General features: G+C 61.3%; 14 protein-coding genes. 7 read left to right on the top strand and 7 right to left on the bottom strand.

The genetic code is table 11. The annotated features are described in order from the left end of the window. Positions 1-82: 82 nt before the first annotated feature. From ACB028_RS07705 to ACB028_RS07695, 3 genes are all read right to left on the bottom strand, one after another. Positions 83-544, bottom strand: coding sequence for a hotdog fold thioesterase (locus ACB028_RS07705; protein ID WP_042026542.1), 462 nt, complete (start codon positions 542-544; stop codon positions 83-85). 89 nt (positions 545-633) lie between these two features. Continuing rightward, a complete protein-coding gene (locus ACB028_RS07700; protein WP_371143916.1) occupies positions 634-1,122 on the bottom strand; it encodes a hypothetical protein in 489 nt (162 codons plus the stop codon). Continuing rightward, positions 1,122-4,193 (bottom strand): FAD-binding and (Fe-S)-binding domain-containing protein, encoded by a 3,072-nt coding sequence (locus ACB028_RS07695; RefSeq protein ID WP_371143915.1) that lies wholly within the window; start codon positions 4,191-4,193, stop codon positions 1,122-1,124. Before ACB028_RS07695 ends, ACB028_RS07700 begins: the two co-directional genes overlap by 1 nt. 168 nt (positions 4,194-4,361) lie before the next feature. On the opposite strand from ACB028_RS07695, the gene ACB028_RS07690 reads away from it, so the two are divergent. The 3 genes from ACB028_RS07690 to ACB028_RS07680 all read left to right on the top strand — a co-directional run bounded on the left by ACB028_RS07690 (position 4,362) and on the right by ACB028_RS07680 (position 8,393). Further along, a complete protein-coding gene (locus tag ACB028_RS07690) occupies positions 4,362-5,288 on the top strand; it encodes a cation diffusion facilitator family transporter (RefSeq protein ID WP_026456425.1) in 927 nt (308 codons plus the stop codon). Positions 5,289-5,574: 286 nt separating this feature from the next. Further along, positions 5,575-7,110, top strand: coding sequence for a TerC family protein (locus ACB028_RS07685; protein WP_201977318.1), 1,536 nt, complete (start codon positions 5,575-5,577; stop codon positions 7,108-7,110). Positions 7,111-7,277: 167 nt separating this feature from the next. After that, entirely contained in the window at positions 7,278-8,393 is a 1,116-nt protein-coding gene (locus tag ACB028_RS07680) for an alkene reductase (RefSeq protein ID WP_371143914.1), read from the top strand. A gap of 111 nt (positions 8,394-8,504) precedes the next feature. Here ACB028_RS07680 and ACB028_RS07675 read toward each other — a convergent pair whose 3' ends face one another. Next, complete coding sequence (locus ACB028_RS07675; RefSeq protein ID WP_371143913.1) at positions 8,505-9,539, bottom strand: adenosine deaminase; 1,035 nt, start codon at positions 9,537-9,539, stop codon at positions 8,505-8,507. A gap of 186 nt (positions 9,540-9,725) precedes the next feature. Here ACB028_RS07675 and ACB028_RS07670 point away from each other — a divergent pair, with 186 nt between their 5' ends. The 4 genes from ACB028_RS07670 to asnB all read left to right on the top strand — a co-directional run bounded on the left by ACB028_RS07670 (position 9,726) and on the right by asnB (position 14,458). Beyond that, a complete protein-coding gene (locus ACB028_RS07670) occupies positions 9,726-10,475 on the top strand; it encodes an HAD-IIA family hydrolase (RefSeq protein WP_026456419.1) in 750 nt (249 codons plus the stop codon). 55 nt (positions 10,476-10,530) lie between these two features. Continuing rightward, a complete protein-coding gene (locus ACB028_RS07665) occupies positions 10,531-12,135 on the top strand; it encodes a cation:proton antiporter (protein ID WP_371143912.1) in 1,605 nt (534 codons plus the stop codon). An 86-nt stretch (positions 12,136-12,221) separates the two neighbouring features. Continuing rightward, positions 12,222-12,587, top strand: coding sequence for a cupin domain-containing protein (locus ACB028_RS07660; RefSeq protein ID WP_371143911.1), 366 nt, complete (start codon positions 12,222-12,224; stop codon positions 12,585-12,587). A gap of 206 nt (positions 12,588-12,793) precedes the next feature. Beyond that, positions 12,794-14,458, top strand: a complete 1,665-nt coding sequence (asnB, locus tag ACB028_RS07655) for an asparagine synthase B (RefSeq protein WP_371143910.1) — start codon at positions 12,794-12,796, stop codon at positions 14,456-14,458. A 158-nt stretch (positions 14,459-14,616) separates the two neighbouring features. Here the strand turns inward: asnB and ACB028_RS07650 are convergent, their stop codons facing one another. The 3 genes from ACB028_RS07650 to ACB028_RS07640 all read right to left on the bottom strand — a co-directional run bounded on the left by ACB028_RS07650 (position 14,617) and on the right by ACB028_RS07640 (position 18,262). Continuing rightward, positions 14,617-16,113 (bottom strand): C69 family dipeptidase, encoded by a 1,497-nt coding sequence (locus ACB028_RS07650; RefSeq protein WP_201941154.1) that lies wholly within the window; start codon positions 16,111-16,113, stop codon positions 14,617-14,619. 445 nt (positions 16,114-16,558) lie between these two features. After that, positions 16,559-17,194: a maleylacetoacetate isomerase gene (maiA, locus tag ACB028_RS07645; RefSeq protein ID WP_124239979.1), complete on the bottom strand. Its 636-nt coding sequence runs from the start codon at positions 17,192-17,194 to the stop codon at positions 16,559-16,561. 72 nt (positions 17,195-17,266) lie between these two features. Next, positions 17,267-18,262 (bottom strand): fumarylacetoacetate hydrolase family protein, encoded by a 996-nt coding sequence (locus tag ACB028_RS07640; RefSeq protein ID WP_371143909.1) that lies wholly within the window; start codon positions 18,260-18,262, stop codon positions 17,267-17,269. Positions 18,263-18,269: the final 7 nt, after the last annotated feature.

The following is an 18,269-nucleotide window of genomic DNA, read 5'->3' as shown; positions in this document are numbered from 1 at the left end:
AGCCTCTCAAGACGTTGGCAATTATAGAGGGATCTGACGAGTATGGCTTGCTTATTTTGCACTCATGGTGCGTTATTGCAGATCACGCTTCGCCGGAGTCCTTGCTCCGCTTGTGCTTGAGCACCGCCATGGTGAGCCGGCTGGTGCACAGCAAACGTCCCCGTTCATCCCGAATTTCAATCTGCCACACCTGGGTCGTCGCCCCCAGATGCAGCGGCGAGCAGCGCCCTGTCACCACCCCTTCCCGCTTGGCGCGCAGATGATTGGCGTTCACCTCCAGTCCCACGCAATAGCTGTCTGGCCCCACCGCCATATTGGCAGCCAGGGATCCCAGCGTCTCCGCCAACACCACAGAGGCGCCGCCGTGCAGCATACCAAGGGGCTGATGGGTGCGGTGATCCACCGGCATGGTGGCCTCCAGCCAGTCGGGACCAAAGGCGGTGTAGACGATATCGAGGTGGGCCATCAGGGTATTGCGGGAGGTGGCATTGAGCCCCTCGAGGCTCATGGATTTACGCCAGATGGGGGTCGTCTCTTGACTCATGAGAACAGGACTCCTTGTGATTCATTGCAGCGAAGAAAAACGCCCCGAACCAAATGATCCGGGGCAACAAAACAGAAAAAACGCCTCGCTCACCAGGGATAGGTGACGCCGGGCCACTCGGACCAGGGTATCTCCCGCCCCGGCAGGCGGGGATGCTGCCAGCGCCACACCTGCGCCAACCAGTCGCGCAGCTCGGCCTCCAGCTCGGCATCGCTCAGGGGCGCCTCGGCCACTTTCCAGAAGAAGAGCTCCACCTCCACCTCCGGCAGCACCGAGGGATAGAGGTAGACCCCGCCCCAGAACTCGGGCTCCCGGTCCGGGCTCCACAGGCCATAGGCAAAGGAGCGCTTGGCCAGAAACTCCGACTGTTGCCACTCCAGGTCACCTTCGTGCTGGCTCAGGCTGAAGTTGGCCGAGGGCCAGGCATCATTTGGCCGAAACAGCTGATGGAGCGGCTCCCGCTCGCGCAAGATGGCGACGAACTCCACCGCCGCCTGACCCAGGGTCGCGGGCAGCAGCAGGAACCGGGGCGTCCGGTAGGCTTTGGGGACCCGAAACCGTTTGGGAAAACGCAGCATCAGAGCAGTTCCAGCAAAGCCTGCAGCGGATGCCTGAGCTTCTCGCCCTCCATCCGCTTGACCTGACTGCGGCACGAATAACCGGTGGCAAGGCAGCGCCCTTGCGGCAGACGCGCCAACGGCTCGGCCCAGCTCAAGGCGTAGATGCCTTTGGAGTTCTCCACCTGTCTGGCATCGTGGCCATAGGTGCCGGCCATGCCACAGCAGCCCACCGAGACCGGCTGCAGGGTAGCGCCAAAGCGCTTGAACAGGGCGCTCCAGTCACCGTGGGTGGAGGGCTTGGCGGTCTTCTCTGTACAGTGGGCGAACAGATACCAGGGCTCGGCGTCACTCCCCTCACCCGCATTCCCCCCGCCAGCAGGCAGCTTGTCAGCCGGCAACGAGAGCAGCCACTCCTGGGGCAGCATCACCTGAAACTCGCCGCGTGCCGGCCCCAAGGCCTTGGCATACTCGTCGCGATAGCAGAGCACCATGGCCGGATCCACCCCCACCATGGGAATGCCGAGGGCCGCCACCTTGTTGAGGAACTGGGCGCTGCTTGCCGCGGTACGGGCAAAGCCGCGCAGGAACCCCTTGACGTGCTGGGGCTTGCCGTTGGGCTTGAAGGGCAGCAGATAGGGCTGGTAGCCGAGCTTGCCGGCGAGCTTGACCAGATCCCGCACCAGGGGGGCTTCGTAATAGCTGGTGAAGGGATCCTGCACGATCAGCACCACCTTCTGACGCTGCTCGGCGCTCATGGCTTCGAGGCCGGGTAAGTCGAAATAACGGGCACGGTTGTCCCGCAGCTCGTCGGCCAGGGTCGGCACGCTCACCAGCGGCACATCCACCATGCCGATGCTCTTCTCGGTCGCCTTCTGAACCCACTCCTTTTCCAGGAAGAAGTTGACCAGCTTGGGCGCTCTGGCAAGCCAGGGGGTGTAGCTCTCGACCGTACCGATGACGTAATCCTTGGGACTGCGCAGATAGCGTCCGTGATAGAGCTGCATAAAGCGCGAGCGGAAGGTGGGCACATCCACCTTGATGGGGCACTGGCTGGTACACGCCTTGCACGCCAGGCACCCCTCCATCGCCTCCATCACCTCGTGGGAAAAGTCGTACTCCCCCCTGTGTTTGCCCCAGCTGTTGCGCACCTTGTCCACCAGCTGCTTGAAGCGCACGCCACCCGATTGCAGTGCAACCTCTTCGGCCAGCGGATCGAATCCCTGCTCCGCCAGCTGGCGCAACCATTCGCGCATCAGGCCGGCACGCCCCTTGGGGGAATGGCGCCGGTCGCGGCTGATCTTGACCGAGGGGCACATGGGGGAATCGGTCTCGAAGGTGAAGCAGAGGCCATTGCCGTTGCAATCGAGGGCCCGGGTGTAGCTTTCCCGCACCGCCACCGGGATCTGGCGGTCGAACTTGCCGCGCTTGGGCCCGTCAACCGACACCAGCTCGGCACCGCTGCCATAAGGCATGCAGATCTTGCCCGGGTTGATGCGGTTATGGGGATCAAAGGCCCCCTTGACCCGCTGCAGCTCCTCCCACAGCTCGCCAAAGAAGGCGGGGCTGTATTCGGAGCGAAAACCCTTGCCATGTTCCCCCCACATCAGGCCGCCATATTTGGCAGTGAGCGCCACCACCTGATCCGAAATACGCCGCAGCAATACCTCCTGCTCCGGGTCGCACAGGTCCAGTGCCGGACGCACGTGCAGGACGCCTGCATCCACGTGGCCGAACATGCCGTAGTCGAGGCCATGGGCATCGAGCAGGGCGCGAAACTCCATGATGAAATCGGCCAGGGATTCCGGCGGCACGGCGGTGTCTTCGGTGAAGGCCACCGGCTTCTTGCGCCCCTCGGCGTTACCGAGCAGTCCCACCGATTTTTTGCGCATGGCATAGATGGTCTCGATGCTCGGCAGGTGATCGCACACCTGATAGCCGATGATCCCCGCCTCCCCTTGGGCCAGCAGGTCGTCGATGCGGCGGCACAGCTCGGTCACCTTGGCCTTGTGCTCGGTCTCGTCGGTATCGGCGAACTCGACGATGTTGAGCCCCTGCAGATCCTTACCGGGCACATCCTGAATAAGTTCCTTCACCGAATGCCAGATGATGTCGGCCCGGGCCAGCCCCAGCACCCGGGAGTCCACCGTCTCCACCGACAGGGCCTGCGCCTGCACCATAAAGGGGGCATTGCGCAGGGCGGACGGGAAGCTGTCGTACTTGACGTTGACGAGCGTCCGGTAGCGCGGAATGGGGGTGATGTTGAGTTTGGCCTCGGTAATGAAGCCAAGAGAGCCTTCAGAGCCGCACAGCACCCGGCTCACGTCCAAGGTGTCAGTATCCGGCTGATAGAGGTGCTTGAGATCGTAACCGGTCAAAAAGCGGTTGAGCTTGGGGAAGGTGGCCTCGATGTCGGCGCGCCGTTCGCGGCCAATGCGATAGAGGGTGCGATAGATATCCCCCTCGCGATTCTCAAGGGCCAACTTGGCTTCAAGACGCGAGCCGCTCAGTGGCTCGGTGGCCATGATGTCGCCATTCTCCAGCACCGCTTTGAGGCCCAACACGTGATCCGAAGTCTTGCCGTAGACGAGCGATCCCTGCCCCGAGGCATCGGTGTTGACCATGCCGCCCAAGGTGGCGCGGTTGGAGGTGGAGAGATCCGGCGAGAAGAAGTAGCCGTGGGGTTTGAGATAGGCGTTGAGCTGATCCTTTACCACCCCGGCCTGGGCCCGAACCCAACCCTCTTCCAGATTAATTTCCATGATCTGGTTCATATGGCGCGAGAGATCGACGATAATGCCGCCGCCCAATGACTGGCCATTGGTGCCGGTGCCGCCGCCGCGAGGGAAGAAACTCAGGGTGGCAAACTCCGGTGCACCGGCCAGCTTGAGCATCGCCGCTATGTCATCCGCACTGCGCGGATAGAGAACCGCTTGAGGTACGACCTGATAGACACTGTTATCCGTCGCCATCGCCAGCCGGCTTGCATAAGACTTTTCGATATCGCCACGGAATGCGCTGCGCCCCAATGAGTCAAGGAACTGCAGGGTTGTGGCTGACAAACTGTCCTGGTAATCGAGTCTCGGGATCATGAATCCTTGTTCCCTTTATTTGCTTGATGCCGGAACTCCGGCGACAACGACTGGCCCACTGCCTCTCTGGGCACTCCGGACCAGTCCGCTCACATGTGAGCGGGCAGTATATCAGCTCAAAAATCCCTTGCGCGGGCAAAATATTCACCATTTGAAAGGAGGATTGTTATGGCTCACCACAGCCATGTTATCAGTACGCTGGTCACTACAGAAAAACAGGCCCTGACCCTGTCGCTGTTCGGCTGCATCTCGTTTGCACTGTTCGGCATCGGTTACGGCCTCTTCGTCGGCTCCAACGCCATCATGCTCGATGGCATCTTCACCCTATTCAGCATGGGGATGACGGGCCTGGGACTCGTCACTGCCTATCTCGTTACCCGCCCCTCCGATGAGCGCTTCCAGTACGGCTATGCCCACTTCGAGCCCATCACCAACGTCATCAACGGCGTCATCATCCTGCTGCTCTGTCTCGGGGCCCTCTACAGCGGCATCACCACCCTGCTTGAGGGAGGACGGGAGATCGATCTCGGCCACGCCCTCATCTATGCCGCCGTATCCACCTTCTTCTGCGCCATCATCTACCTCATCGAGGCCGACGTGGCCGAGCGGGTCGACTCCGAGCTGGTGCGGGTCGACTCCAAGGAGTGGCTGGTGGATACCCTGCTCAGCGCCACCCTGCTCATCGGCTTCGTGGTGGCCATCGGCCTCGATGCCATCGGCTACGGCCACTACAACCGCTACATAGACCCGGTACTGGTCTCTCTGCTGGCCCTGTGTGCCACCCTCATCCCCATCAAGGTGCTCGGTCGCAACCTGCGGGAAGTATTGAAAATCGCCCCAAGGGGGGATGTCTCGCAGCGCGTCGCACGGGAGGTGGACGCTCTGCGCCAGCGCTATGGCGTCGAGTGCTACAGCCACCTGGCGAAAAGCGGCCGCCGTTTCGATCTCGAACTCAACATTCTGGTGGCGCCGGATCAGGAGTGGCCCGTCGAGCGTCAGGATGCCCTGCGCCAGGAGCTCTGGTCCCGCCTCGGCGATACCCTGGGGGACGCCTGGCTGTCGGTCTGTTTCACCCGCGAGAAGCGCTGGTTGTAACCGCCGCCTGGGGGAGGCGGCCCGTCGCTTCCCCCGTGTCATCACATCTTCATGCACTCCCTCTTGCCAAAACGGCGCCAGCCGTTATCATCATGGCTCACTTTTAACCCGAGGTTTTATTGCCCATCATGGACATTCCCCGAAGTCGTCCTTCGTTTACTCCCGTCAAACTCTCTCTTTACCTGCTTCATCCGCGCCTCTAAATAACGTCATTGCCTTGCTGTCACCACGGCCCCACTTGCCGTGTCCACCGTTCGTGCTGTCTGTTTTTTATTGAGGTCATAACATGGAATTTCTGCTGGATCCCCACATCTGGATCGGTCTCTTTACCCTGATCGTTCTGGAAATCGTGCTGGGGATAGACAACCTGGTCTTCATCGCCATCCTGGTGAAAAAACTGCCTCCCGCCCAGCGGGACAAGGCCCGCGTCATCGGTCTGTCGCTGGCGCTGATGATGCGTCTGGGACTCTTGAGCGTCATGTCCTGGCTGGTCACCCTGACCACTCCCATCCTGCATATCTGGGATCACCCCTTCTCCGGTCGGGATCTCATCCTGATGGGGGGCGGCCTGTTCTTGCTGTTCAAGGCTACCTCCGAGCTCCATGAACGGCTGGAGGCCAAGCCCCAGGAGGATGGCCCGGTCGGCGCCTACGCCAGCTTCGGCGTGGTGATCGCCCAGATCCTGGTACTGGATGCGGTCTTCTCCCTGGACTCCATCATCACAGCCGTCGGCATGGTGGACGAACTGTGGGTGATGATGGCCGCCGTGACCATCGCCATGGTGGTGATGGTGCTCGCCTCCAAACCGCTGACCCGCTTCGTCAACGCCCACCCGACCGTGGTGGTGCTCTGCCTGAGCTTCCTGCTGATGATCGGCTTCAGCCTGGTGGCAGAAGGGTTCGGATTCCACATTCCGAAGGGTTACCTCTATGCAGCCATCGGCTTCTCGGTGCTGATCGAGTTCTTCAACCAGCTGGCCCAGCGCAGCGCCCGTCGCCACGAGGCCAAACTGCCCCTGCGCGAGCGCACCACTGCCGCCATCTTCAAGTTGATGGGCAGCAAGGCCTATCAGGAGACGCCGGATGACGACGAGGATGCCGCCCCCGCAGCGCCGGTGAGCTTTGGCGAGGAGGAGCGCTACATGGTGACCGGTGTGCTGTCGCTGGCCGAGCGCTCCATCCGTACCGTCATGACCCCGCGCTCGGACGTGGCCTGGATCGACATCAACGACTCGGCGGACGATATCCGTGCCCAGCTGCAACAGGAGCCCCACAGCCTGTTCCCCCTCTGTGACGGGGATCTGGACGAGGTGATCGGGGTGGTGAAGGCACGAGATCTGCTGTTTGCCCTCAACGAAGGGCAGCCCCTGAGCGAGCTGGCCAAGCAGAACGACCCCATTATCGTGCCCCAGACCATCAACGTGATCCGTCTGCTGGCGGAGCTGCGCCAGGCCCGCGGCAGCCTCATCCTGGTGGCCGACGAGTTTGGCATCATCCAGGGTCTGGTCACCACCCACGATCTGCTGGAGGCCATCGTTGGCGAGCTGCCGGACGAAGACGAAACCCCGGACATGGTGCGCGATGGCGAGGGCTGGCTCATCAACGGCAGCACCAACATCCACCATGTGGAACAGGTGCTGGAACACGAAGGGCTGGTGAGCGAGAGCGACGAATACGTGACCCTTGCGGGCATGCTGCTCTCCCACTTCGGCACCCTGCCCGCCCCGGGTCAGCAGGTGCAGCTGCAGCAGCTCTGCTTCGAGGTGCTCGAGGTGAGCGAGCGACGCATTGAGCGGGTACGGGTGACGCCTGCCGCGATCTGATCTTCATACTGTCAACAAGAGGGCCTGCGGGCCCTCTTTTTGTATGTCCGGGCGACAGAAAGCCCCGAATTGCTGCACTGAGCGCAATTCAATGGTGCAATCCCCCCTCTTTTTCACAACAAACCTGCGCAGTAGAGTGGCCCCACTTCCACCATGAGGAACTCAAGATGAGCCAGGATCACCTGTTCTGCCCGCTGCGCCTCGGCCAGCTGCACCTTAACAACCGCATCGTCATGCCCCCCATGACTCGCTCGCGCGCCAGCCAGCCCGGTGACGTGGCCAACGCCATGATGGCCACCTACTATGCCCAGCGCGCCAGTGCCGGCCTCATCATCAGCGAGGGCACGCAAGTCGATCCCATGGGCAAGGGTTACGCCTGGACACCGGGGATCCACAGTGCCGAACAGGTCGCCGGCTGGCGGCTGGTGACCGATGCCGTGCACGCCAAGGGGGGCACCATGTTCGCCCAGCTCTGGCACGTGGGCCGGGTCACCCATCCGGACAACATAGGCGGCGCCCAGCCCCTCTCTTCATCGGCCATAAAGGCTGAAGGGGTCAAGGTGTTCGTCGATAACGGCAGCGATGCCCCCGGTTTCGTCGAGACGGTCACCCCACGCGCCATGACTCGGGAAGACATTGCGACGGTGATCGAGCAGTTCCGCCAGGCGGCCCGCAACGCCATGCTGGCGGGCTTTGACGGCATCGAACTGCACGCCGCCAACGGCTACCTCATCAACCAGTTCCTCGACTCCGAGTCCAATGCCCGCACCGACCAGTACGGCGGCTCGCTGGAAAACCGGCTGCGTTTCCTCAAGGAGGTGACCGAGGCGGTCGGCCGCGAGATCGGCATGGCGCGGGTCGGGGTGCGCCTTGCGCCCCTCACCACCCTCAACGGCACTGTGGATGCCAACCCGCAGGAGACCTATCTGGCCGCTGCCAGGATGCTGGGTGAGCTCGGCATCGTCTACCTGCACATCGCCGAGGCGGACTGGGACGATGCCCCCTTGATGGCGGAGAGCTTCAAGCAGGGGCTGCGGGACGCCTTCCCCAACACCCTCATCTACGCCGGCAAATACGATGGCGCGCGGGCGCGGGCAGCCCTCGAGGCGGGCTGGGCCGACATGATTGGCTTTGGCCGCCCCTTCGTGGCCAACCCCGACCTGCCCGAGCGGCTGCGCCGCGGCTATCCCCTTGCCTCCCACGATCCGGCCACCCTGTTTGGCGGCGGCGAACAGGGGCTGACCGACTATCCCATCTATGGCAAGGAGGACGTCCCAGCCTGATCCCCAACAATGGGTCAGCCGCACTCCCCGCCAATAAGCCGTCCATCAATAAAAAGACCCGCCAGCGATGGCGGGTCTTTGTCTTTCTCTTTAAGCACAACGTGGATGCGTTCAGCTCAGGCTCACCCCATGACTGGCAGCATAAGTGCGAATATCCCGGGTCAGGCGCGCCTTGTCGGCCAGGCTCAGCCAGCTCGCCTCCACGGCGTTTAGCGACAAGCGGCCAAGCTGGCTCGCCGTGGCCCCCAGCGCGTCCGCCAGCGCCTGGAAGTTGGCGTTCATGTAGCCACCGAAATAGGCGGGATCGTCCGAGTTGATGGTGACGCAGAGTCCCTGCTCCAGCAGCCGCAGCACATTGTGATGGGCCATCTTGTCAAACACCTTGAGCCGGGTGTTGGAGAGGGGGCAGACGGTCAGCGGCAACCGGGTATCGGCCAGATAGCGCAGCAGCTCGGGATCGTCCACCGCGCGCACACCGTGATCGATGCGACACACCTCAAGCTCCCTGATGGCCTGCCAGATGTACTCCGCAGGCCCCTCTTCGCCTGCGTGGGCCACCACCGGCAGCCCCAGCTCGCGGCAGCGCGCATACACCCGGGCAAACTTGCCGGGCGGGTTGCCCTTCTCCCCCGAGTCGAGCCCGATGCCGTGAATGCGCGACAGGAAGGGCTCGGCCTCGCGCAAGGTGGTGAAGGCTTCCTCTTCGCTCAGGTGGCGCAAGAAGCTCATGACAAGGCGCCAGCTAATCCCGAACGTCTCTTCGCCGGCCTGCAGCGCCCGCTCAATCCCCCCCAGCACGGTAGCAAACGGGATGCCGCGGGCGGTGTGGGTTTGCGGGTCGAAGAAGATCTCCACGTGCCTCACCTTGTCGGTGGCGCAGTGCTCGAGATAGGCCCAGGTGAGGTCGAAGAAATCCTGCTCGGTCACCAGTACGCTGGCGCCACGGTAGTAAAGGTCGAGAAAGGATTGCAGGCAGTCAAAATCATAGGCGGCACGCAGGCTCGCCACGTCGGGCCAAGGCAGCGCCACCCCGTTGCGCCCGGCCAGTTCGAACATCAGCTCGGGTTCGAGGGTGCCCTCGATGTGGAGGTGCAGCTCCAGTTTGGGCAGATCGGCAATAAAGTTGCTGGCAGCAAGGTTATCCATGTCGGTCACTCCATCAGCACGTTGAGTCCGGAGTCTGCCTCTCCACCAAGCTGACCCCCTGGTTGTTTTATTGTGCACCCAAGTTACGCGACGGGGGAGACATGTCATCAAACAGACTTATAATGGCGTCACAAAAATCATAATTGATTGAACATATTAGGTTCTGCGCCCCGACAAGGAGTTTTCATGAAGAAGAACGTCATCTGTGACATCGACGGTGTCATCCTGCACAACAACGACCTCATCCCCGGCGCCGATCGCTTCGTTCATCGCCTGCTGGAGCAGGGCAGCAAGCTTCTGTTCCTCACCAACTACCCGGCCCAGACCCAGAAAGATCTGCAAAATCGCTTCCGCTCCGCCGGGATCGAGGTGCCGGAAGAGTGCTTCTACACCTCCGCCATGGGGACTGCCGACTTTCTCAAGCGCCAGGATGGCAAGAAGGCCTATGTGATCGGCGAAGGGGCCCTGACCCACGAGCTCTACAAGGCCGGTTTCACCATCACCGACATCGACCCCGACTTCGTGGTGGTGGGCGAGACCCGCAACTACAACTGGACCATGATGCAGCAGGGTGCCAAGTTCGTGGATCAGGGAGCCCGCTTCATCGCCACCAACCCGGATACCCACGGTCCCCTGATGCACCCGGCCTGTGGCGCCCTGTGCGCCCCCATCGAGCGGATGACAGGCAAGAAGCCGTTTTACGTGGGCAAGCCGAGCGCCTGGATCATCCGTGCGGCGCTCAACCGGATGGAGGCCCACTCCGACAACACCCTCATCATCGGCGACAACCTGCGCACCGATATTCTGGCGGGTTTCCAGGCCGGCCTCGAGACAGTGCTGGTACTCTCCGGGGTGAGCAAGGTGGCGGATATCGACCGCATGCCGTTTCGGCCGAACCACATCTTCGACTCCGTGGTCGACATCGATATCGTCTAACCCCCAACCAAGGATATGAAGAGGGCGGGCCGGCCCTGCCCTCGCTGGAACTGACATGGAACCAATTCTTATCGCCGTGGCTTTTGGTTGCGGCATGCTGGTCAACCTCATCGGGTTGCCTCCCCTGCTCGGCTTTCTCGCCGCGGGCTTCATCCTCAACGGCATGGGCTATCAAAATACCCCGGCACTGAGCGAAGTGGCCGATCTCGGGGTGACCCTGCTGCTCTTCACCATCGGCCTCAAGCTCAACGTCAAGACCCTGATGCGGCGCGACGTCTGGGGCACCACCAGCGTGCACCTGCTGCTCTCCACCCTGCTCTTTACCGTGGTGCTGCTGGTCTGCAAGGGGCTGGGGCTGGAACTCGCCCTGTCGCTCAACTGGCAACTCGCGATCCTGCTCGGCTTCGCCCTCTCGTTTTCCAGCACCGTGTTTGCGGTCAAGGTGCTGGAGGAGCGCAGCGACATGAATGCCCTCTATGCCCGCCTCGCCATCGGGGTGCTGGTCATGCAGGATGTGTTCGCGGTGGCGTTTCTGGCGTTCTCCAGCGGCAAGTGGCCCACCATCTGGGCCCTCTGGGTGCTCGGGTTGCCGCTGCTGCGCCCCCTGCTGTTCAAGCTCTTGGAGCGGGCCGGCCACGGCGAGCTGCAGGTGTTGTTCGGCGTCTTCCTGGCGCTGGTGGTAGGCGCGGCAGGCTTTGAGGTGGTGGGGCTCAAGCCTGACCTTGGGGCCCTCATCATCGGCATGATGCTGGCCTCCCACCCGGCGGCGGCGGGGCTGGCCAAGGCGCTGTTCAACCTCAAAGACCTCTTTCTCATCTGCTTCTTCCTGACCATAGGCCTCAACGGCCTGCCGACCCACGACACCATGCTGCTGGCCCTGGTGCTGGTGCTGGCATTGCCCCTCAAGAGCGCCCTCTACTATCTGGTCTACAGCGGCGCCCACCTGAGGGTGCGCACCGTGCTGCTCTCCACCCTGGCGCTTAGCAACTTCTCGGAGTTCGGTCTCATCGTCGCGGCCATCGCCGCCAAGGCGGGCTGGCTCTCCCACGAGTGGCTGGTGGCCGTCTCCCTGGCACTCGCCGCCAGCTTCATGATCTCAGCCCCCCTCAACAGCCAGAGCGAGCGGATCTATCACAAACTCGGCGGCTGGCTGAAGGGACTGCAGGCGAGCAACCTGCACCCCGAGGACAGGCCCATCGAGCTGGGCGATGCCGAGGTGATCATCCTCGGCATGGGACGCATTGGTCAGGGGGCCTACTTCGAGCTGGAGAACAAGTACGGCAACGTCATCCTGGGGGTGGAAAACGACAGCGAGAAGCTGCCGACCCTGCGCGCCCAGGGGATGAACGTCATCGAGGGAGATGCCACCGATACCGACTTCTGGGACAAGGTGCTGCTCTCCAACCAGGTCAACTTGGTGCTGCTGGCCATGCCCCACCACTCGGGCAACCTCTACGCCATCGAGAAGCTGCGCAGCCACGGCTTTACCGGCAAGATTGCCGCCATCGTGCGCTTTGAAGATGACATCGCCTCCCTCACGGAACAGGGGGTGGATGCGGTATTCAACGTCTACAACGAAGCGGGCAGCGGCTTTGCCCGCCACGTGATCCACCGCCTGCAACCCCTGTCAGATCTTGGCAAGGATGCACGCTTCGTTTAACGTAAGCTCAACTCCGTTTAATAAAACAAACAACCGCGGGGCCTGGATGGCCCCGTTTTCAATGCCGCCACAGACAAGGACGCCCCATGAAGACCCTCAACGACTGGGTACTGCTCGATCGCCATAACGCTCCCCCCACCTCGCAGATGCCTGCCCCCGAGCGCATTAGCGCCGGCAACCCGCGCCAGATTGTGTGGAACCACTACTCCGACGCCAGCAAGCAGTTTCACGTGGGATTCTGGGCCTGTGAGCCTGGGCGCTGGGCCGTGCACTACACAGAACACGAGTATTGCCAGCTGCTGGAGGGCGAGGTGGTGATCCATGACAGTGAGGGGGGCCAGCTTGCCCTCAAGCCCGGCGATCAGTTCGTCATCCCCGCCGGCTTTGTCGGGCAGTGGGAGACCCTCACCCCCTGTCGCAAGGTCTATGTGATCTTCGAACCCGCCGCCTGACGTTCACGTCAACCTCATCTCCTTTTCCCGGCGACCGGACGGGTCGCCGCACTGCCCCACCGGCTTGACGCTTACGGCATGATTTTCTGCGGTTTTCCCGCTTGCAAAAGGGTTTTCCGCTAGGCATTGTGATTGGCGAGGAATGTAAATGGAATTTCGAGCCCAAACGTGGGGGGCTCATATAAAAATCAAGAGGATTACCGCCAATGTGTTCTATTTTCGGCATTCTGGACATCAAATCCGATGCAGCAGCCCTGCGCAAATCGGCCCTGGAGATGTCCAAGCGACTTCGTCACCGCGGGCCTGACTGGTCCGGCGTCTACAGCTCCGACAAGGCCATTCTGGTGCATGAGCGCCTGGCCATCGTCGACCCGGGCAACGGCGCCCAGCCGCTCTACAACCCCGAACGCACCCATGTGCTGGCGGTCAACGGCGAGATCTACAACCACAAGGAGCTGGAGAAGAACCTCAAGGTCGACTTCCAGTTCCAGACCCACTCCGACTGTGAGGTGCTGCTCGCCCTCTACAAGGAGAAGGGCCCGGCGTTCCTGGACGATCTCAACGGCATCTTTGCCTTTATCCTCTACGACGCGGAGCAGGATGCCTACCTGATTGGCCGCGACCATATGGGGATCATCCCGCTTTATACCGGCCGCGACGAGCACGGCAACTTCTATGTCGCCTCCGAGATGAAGGCGCTGGTGCCGGTGTGCAAGAGCGTCGAAACCTTCCCGCCGGGACACTACCTGTGGAGCAAGGATGGCGAGCTTAAAACCTGGTACAAGCGCGACTGGATGGAGTACGGTGCGGTCGAGCACAACCAGAGCGACAGAGCCGAGCTCAAAGCCGCGCTGGAAGCGGCGGTCAAGCGCCAGCTGATGTGTGACGTGCCCTACGGCGTGCTGCTCTCCGGCGGACTGGATTCGTCCGTCATCTCCGCCATCACCAAGCTCTACGCCGCCCGCCGGGTGGAAGATGACGACAAGAGCGAGGCCTGGTGGCCCCAACTGCACTCCTTCGCCGTCGGCCTGGAAGGCTCCCCGGATCTCGCCGCCGCCCGGAAGGTGGCCGATCACCTGGGCACCATCCACCACCAGATCCACTTCACCGTGCAAGAAGGCCTGGATGCCCTGCGCGACGTCATCTATCACCTCGAAACCTATGACGTCACCACCATCCGCGCCTCCACCCCCATGTACCTGATGGCGCGTTACATCAAGGCGATGGGGATCAAGATGGTGCTCTCGGGCGAAGGCTCCGACGAGCTGTTCGGCGGCTACCTCTACTTCCACAAGGCGCCGAACGCCCGGGAGTTTCACGAGGAGACGGTGCGCAAACTCTCCGCTCTGCATCTATATGACTGCCTGCGGGCCAACAAGTCCATGGCCGCCTGGGGCGTGGAGGGTCGCGTGCCCTTCCTCGACAAGGAGTTCATGGACGTGGCGATGCGCCTCAACCCCGCGGACAAGATGTGCGGCAAGGGCAAGATCGAGAAGCACATCCTGCGCGAAGCGTTCGAGGATCTGCTGCCCCACGAGGTAGCATGGCGTCAGAAGGAGCAGTTCTCCGACGGCGTAGGTTATTCGTGGATCGACAGCCTCAAGGCCATGGTCGAGCAGGAAGTGACGGATAAGATGTTCGAGGCGGCGGCATTCCGCTTCCCCATCAACACTCCGCTCACCAAGGAGGCGTACTACTACCGCGCCATCTTCGACGAGCACTTCCCGCTCGAATCCGCCGCCCGCACCGTGCCCTACGGCAAATCAGTCGCCTGCTCCACGCCAACGGCGCTCGAGTGGGATGCCAAGTTCAAGGAGATGGCCGACCCGTCCGGCCGCGCCGTGATGGACGTCCACCAGCAGGGTTACTAACCCACTGAGCAATACGACCAAACAAGCGACCGGATAACGCTAAATAGCAAGAGCCCTTCACCATGGTGAAGGGCTCTTTATATAGGGCCCCAAACAGCGGTGGCGGCCAATCGATCTGACCGCCAGACACTCCCTTTTTCACTATGAGTGCGTCGCGATTAATCCTTTTTCGCCTGGTTGGCAAAGAAGATGTCAGCCTGAATATCCTGAGTGCGCACCGTAAAGATCTGGTTGGTCAGATCTTCCGTCAGGGTCTCGGCCTCTTTCATCACCCGCAGATTGAAGTCGTTGAGCATCTTGTTGGCAGCGGCCTTGTCGGTTTTGGCCATTTTCAGATAGCTGGCCTCCATCTCTTTTTGCTCTTTGGCGATCTTCGCCTCCCAGCTCTGGTAAGCCTGTTTCACTATCGGTGCCAGCTTGGGGTAATCGGTCATCACCAGCGTCTGCAACTTGCGATATTTCCAGTAGATGGAGTCGCTGTCTGCCTTGTCGCTACCCATGGCATAGTGAGCTGGATAGGCTTCCAGACCACTGTAATAGGGAACGTAAGCCGTCAAATCCGCCATGCCGAGGCCCACATAGGTCACCTCGCCCACCTCTCGCGGCATCCAGGGTCGCACTTGCATCACGTGGGACTCATAGGTGCGAAACACGCTGATGGGGCGCCACGGCTCCTGTCCATTCAACCCCTTGCTGTAGGGATCATGCTCGGTACCGTCATAGTGATTGCGCAGCACCGCCTTGACCTCTTCCAGCGTCATTTTCTTCTCCGGGGTCAGATAGACCGGGAATTGGCGGCCGGCATCCACCGCCTGCTTGAGCGATGGATTGAACATCTTCTGGATGGTCCAGACCCGCGGATCGTTATAGGTGCGATCCCGCTCGTCATCACGGGTATAAACCTTGGAGAAGTTGAAGACCCCATCCTTTTGCGGATCATAGAGCCCCTTCTCGGTGGCAAACTCAATCAGGTTTTTCGAGCCCATCATGTCGGCACTCGCGGGATCGTACTGTTGCAGGCGTCCCTGATTACCTGAAGCAAAATATTTATCCTTGGGCAAACGCTGTGCCATCCAGTGATGACCGGTGGCAGTCTCCAGATACCAGAGCTCGTCATCATCCACCACGGCGACGCCAAACCCTTCCCCTGCGCCTATGGTTTCGATGATATTGCCAAGCAGGGCAACCGCCTCACGGGCCGATGTGGCGCGGGAGAGCAGCACATCGGGAATATCATCCTCGGTGATCCCCTTGTCCTCGACATAGGGATCGAAGGCGAGCGCCTCTGGCGAGGCAAAAATGGACTCGGTACCGCTCACCCCCACCCCTTTCTCATTGAAACCGGTGGCACCGTGCAGCTGGGTCTTCCAGTTCGGCACCGTGGTGTAACGCAGAGAGTTTTTCGGCAAGGGGTAGCTGAAATCATTGGCGCCGTTGTGGGCCCTGGAGCTGTGCATACCGCTTTGCCCCTGCTTTGCCGGATGGATCACGAAGTGCTGGGCTTTCAGAGCATCGCTGTCGGCACTGCGGGCCACCATCATGGAGCCATCGGCGGTGGCCTCACTGCCGACCAGCAGGGTCGTACAGGCGAATGCCGAAGAGAAGAGCGCAAGGTTGATGGAGAGTGCGACGACGCACTTCTTGAAGGAATGCATGAGATCTCCTTGTTGCAAATTGGCGGTGGCTCGCCCGCCCCTCCTGCCCCCTGCTGCAACTGATCGCGATGGTGACACAGGCCGTGCATAACGGGCCATCAAACGATAAAGACATGAACAGGAGAAGGGCGGACATCTCTTGGCGTGGTAGGCAGAAATCCCAAATCCACCGATGCATGACCTGTTCGCATCTTCTCCCAGCGTCGCGATACTAGGCCTAATTGACTGATGCAAATGTGATTGGTGACGCAAAACACCAATCACCAAGACAAAGCCAATTAAAAATGTTGATAATTGCGACAAATGCAGGATTAACACCCTTCAGCTTTCCAGCAACCTCACCTCAATGGGCAAGCGGGTATAGGGTCGAGTAAAAGAAGGAGGTAGAGAGGTAGAGAACGAGATGGTGTAGACACCATCCCGCCCTTTTTGATGTGTCAGCTTGTCACTGTGCGTCTGGTTGATTGGCGGGAGCGGCCTTGATAAAGGCCTGCAGCTGCTCGCAGTTGGCGACGATGCGGCTGATGGTGGGGTACTCCTCCAGCGACATCTCGTAGCGGCGGGCGTTGTAGACCTGGGGCACCAGCATACAATCCGCCAGGGTCACCTCGTCCCCGACGCAATAGACACCGGCCGTGCTCATCAGCAGCTGTTCGAGGGCGGTGAAGGTCTCGGTGATCCAGTGGCGATACCAGGCCGCCTCCTGCGCCTTGCTGACCCTGAACTCCTGGCCCAGATAATTGAGGACTCGCAGATTGTTGAGGGGGTGGATGTCACAGGCGATCATGTTGACGATCTGGCGTACCTGGGCCTTGTCCTCTGCGGCCGAGGGCATCAGGGGATGGGCAGGATAGGTTTCATCAAGATACTCCATGATGGCGACCGACTGGCCGACCCGCACATCCCCATCCACCAGAAAGGGCACCAAGCCTTGCGGATTGACCCGACGATAGGCTTTCTCCCGCTGCTCATCCTGCCGCAAATTGATCGGATGCTGCTCGTAATCGAGCCCCTTGAGCTGCAACACTATCCGTACCCTGAAACTTGCCGATGAGCGCCAATAGCCAAACAACTGCAACATACTTCGTCCTTTTTTTATCTGCCGACCCGGGGCGAGCTCACCCTGGGTCGGCCCCCGTACGCTCGGGAATCATCACCCCGTCTGGGCACCACCTTGTACCACTTGCTGGGAGATGGTGCCAAACAGACTCTTGCCATGGCGATCCTGCATGGTGATGGCCACTCTATCACCAAACTTCATGTAGGGGGTTGTAGCTTGATCACAATCAAGAATTTCCAGCATGCGCTGTTCGGCCAGACACGATGATCCGGCGCTGCGATCATAGTTGGAGACGGTACCCGACCCTATGATGCAACCCGCCCCGAGCGGCCGGGTCCTGGCGGCGTGGGCGATCAGCTCATAGAAGTTGAAGGTCATGTCCACCCCCGCATCGGGCGCGCCGAACAGGGCGCCGTTGAGGTAGGTTTCAAGGGGCAGATGTACCTTGCCCTCGCGCCAATCCTCCCCCAGCTCGTCCGGGGTGATGGCCACCGGCGAAAAGGCGCTGGAGGGCTTGGACTGGAAGAAGCCAAAACCCTTGGCGAGCTCTGCCGGGATCAGGTTGCGCAGGCTCACGTCGTTGACCAGCATCAAGAGCTTAACGTGGCTGGCTGCGGCCTCACGGCTCACCCCCATGGGCACGTCGTCGGTGATGATGGCGATCTCGGACTCAAAATCGATGCCCCACGCCTCGGACTCCATGACGATGGGGCCACGGGGGGCGAGAAAGCTGTCTGAGCCCCCCTGATACATCAGAGGATCGTGCCAGAAGCTCGAAGGCATCTCGGCGCCACGGGCCTTGCGCACCAGCTCCACGTGATTGACGTAGGCACTACCATCGGCCCACTGGTAAGCGCGGGGCAAGGGGGAGAGGCAGGCTGTCTCGTCGAAAGGAAACGCCTCGGGGCAGTCTCCATCGTTGAGCTGCTGATAGACGGCGGCCAGTCGAGGCTCGATGACGGCCCAATCATCCAGCGCCGCCTGCAGGGTGGGCGCTATATCTGCCACCCGCACCCCGTGGCGCAAGTCCCGACTCACCACCACCAGCGCGCCGTCGCGCTTGCCATTGTTCAATGTTGCCAGTTTCATGATGACT

The sequence above is a fragment of the Aeromonas sp. S9(2024) genome (genome assembly GCF_041403185.1).
Classification (GTDB): Bacteria; Pseudomonadota; Gammaproteobacteria; order Enterobacterales; family Aeromonadaceae; genus Aeromonas; species Aeromonas enteropelogenes.
This window is presented reverse-complemented; position numbering and strand designations above follow the sequence as displayed.

Excerpts from the sequence above, each read along its gene's own strand:
- ACB028_RS07705 (WP_042026542.1), bottom strand. The coding sequence starts at position 544 with ATGAGTCAAGAGACGACCCCCATCTGGCGTAAATCCATGAGCCTCGAG.
- ACB028_RS07700 (WP_371143916.1), bottom strand. The coding sequence starts at position 1,122 with ATGCTGCGTTTTCCCAAACGGTTTCGGGTCCCCAAAGCCTACCGGACG.
- ACB028_RS07695 (WP_371143915.1), bottom strand. The coding sequence starts at position 4,193 with ATGATCCCGAGACTCGATTACCAGGACAGTTTGTCAGCCACAACCCTG.
- ACB028_RS07690 (WP_026456425.1), top strand. The coding sequence starts at position 4,362 with ATGGCTCACCACAGCCATGTTATCAGTACGCTGGTCACTACAGAAAAA.
- ACB028_RS07685 (WP_201977318.1), top strand. The coding sequence starts at position 5,575 with ATGGAATTTCTGCTGGATCCCCACATCTGGATCGGTCTCTTTACCCTG.
- ACB028_RS07680 (WP_371143914.1), top strand. The coding sequence starts at position 7,278 with ATGAGCCAGGATCACCTGTTCTGCCCGCTGCGCCTCGGCCAGCTGCAC.
- ACB028_RS07675 (WP_371143913.1), bottom strand. The coding sequence starts at position 9,539 with ATGGATAACCTTGCTGCCAGCAACTTTATTGCCGATCTGCCCAAACTG.
- ACB028_RS07670 (WP_026456419.1), top strand. The coding sequence starts at position 9,726 with ATGAAGAAGAACGTCATCTGTGACATCGACGGTGTCATCCTGCACAAC.
- ACB028_RS07665 (WP_371143912.1), top strand. The coding sequence starts at position 10,531 with ATGGAACCAATTCTTATCGCCGTGGCTTTTGGTTGCGGCATGCTGGTC.
- ACB028_RS07660 (WP_371143911.1), top strand. The coding sequence starts at position 12,222 with ATGAAGACCCTCAACGACTGGGTACTGCTCGATCGCCATAACGCTCCC.
- asnB (WP_371143910.1), top strand. The coding sequence starts at position 12,794 with ATGTGTTCTATTTTCGGCATTCTGGACATCAAATCCGATGCAGCAGCC.
- ACB028_RS07650 (WP_201941154.1), bottom strand. The coding sequence starts at position 16,113 with ATGCATTCCTTCAAGAAGTGCGTCGTCGCACTCTCCATCAACCTTGCG.
- maiA (WP_124239979.1), bottom strand. The coding sequence starts at position 17,194 with ATGTTGCAGTTGTTTGGCTATTGGCGCTCATCGGCAAGTTTCAGGGTA.
- ACB028_RS07640 (WP_371143909.1), bottom strand. The coding sequence starts at position 18,262 with ATGAAACTGGCAACATTGAACAATGGCAAGCGCGACGGCGCGCTGGTG.